General features: G+C 39.3%; 2 protein-coding genes. Both read left to right on the top strand.

What is annotated here, in order from left to right; translation table 11 throughout:
- A partial coding sequence (locus AC1DPZ_RS27570) for a site-specific integrase (protein WP_477409534.1) occupies positions 1 to 657 on the top strand: 657 nt, incomplete at its 5' end.
- 137 nt (positions 658 to 794) lie between these two features.
- Positions 795 to 1,226: hypothetical protein (locus tag AC1DPZ_RS27565; RefSeq protein ID WP_477409532.1), on the top strand; the 432-nt coding region annotated here is incomplete at its 3' end.

The raw sequence follows: 1,226 nt of genomic DNA, 5'->3' as shown, positions 1-1,226 counted from the left end.
GTTAAATACCTTAAAAATTTTAAAAAGATCGTACGTATCTGTATTGCAAGCGGTTGGTTAAACAGCGATCCTTTTGTAAATTACAAATCGAAAGTAAAAGTAGTAGATAGAGTATTTTTGAATAATGAAGAGTTGCAGCGGATGTCCGTTAAACAATTCGTAACCGAACGTTTAGGACAGATCAGGGACATTTTTCTTTTCAGCTGCTATACTGGACTATCTTACGCTGATGTATATAAGCTTAAAGCGTTTGAGGTCGTCACAGGTCCTGACGGCGAGAAATGGATCAATACCAAACGGCAGAAAACAGCTACACCCACACGTATTCCCCTTTTACCATCGGCAATTGCCATCCTGAATAAATATAGTGATTCGCCGATTTGCGAAAATTCAGGGAAAGCACTTCCTGTATCCACCAACCAAAAGATGAACGCTTACTTAAAAGAAATCGCCGAWATCTGTGCGATTACTAAAAAGTTAACCTTCCATATTGCACGACACACCTTTGCTACAACAGTGACACTTTCCAATGGCGTACCTATCGAAAGCGTAAGTAAAATGCTGGGGCATACTAATATCAAAACGACCCAGCATTATGCAAAGATTCTAGACCTAAAGGTCGGCCAAGATATGTCTAAGCTAAGGCAACTTTATTAAAAAGCCACCTACTTAATAACCATTAAGCCTCAAGTGCCTTCATGGTTAGTCACTATTCTTAACTAATACAAAAGGGAAAAACAAGATCAATCGTTCCCTTGGCCGATAGCTTTTACAGAATTAAACACTTAACGAAAATGAGCAATCAAAACAATGACATAATCGATTCGCAGGAGGAAGTTACCACCAGGGCAACCCAACACAGCAAAACCTATAATGACCGGATAGCCAACACGGAGAAGAACATTAATAACTATCCAAAAGTTTATTTCCCAGATTATACTTCACAACTTGAACAGATCGGCGTGAACCTGGATAAGCTGGTTAACCGTCAGCCGGATAGCAAATTAGAAATTGCTATAGACCGTTTGGAGAAAAAACTTGATAAAGTACCTAAATCCTCTCCGGGACAAATAACACTAAAAATGCTACTTGTTTATTTCGGCTTGGTTATCACAGCCGCAATTTCTTTCGGATTTGCATTGGCTTTAAAAATACAGATCAATGCGTTGGCAGGGTTACTACAAGAACAACCAGGCAACATAAGTAAGCCAACGCCTGTCCAATCT

Source organism: Mucilaginibacter sp. P4_G9, from assembly GCF_056400985.1.
Note: the sequence above shows the minus strand (reverse complement) of the source record. Positions and strands in the feature narration are given on the sequence as shown.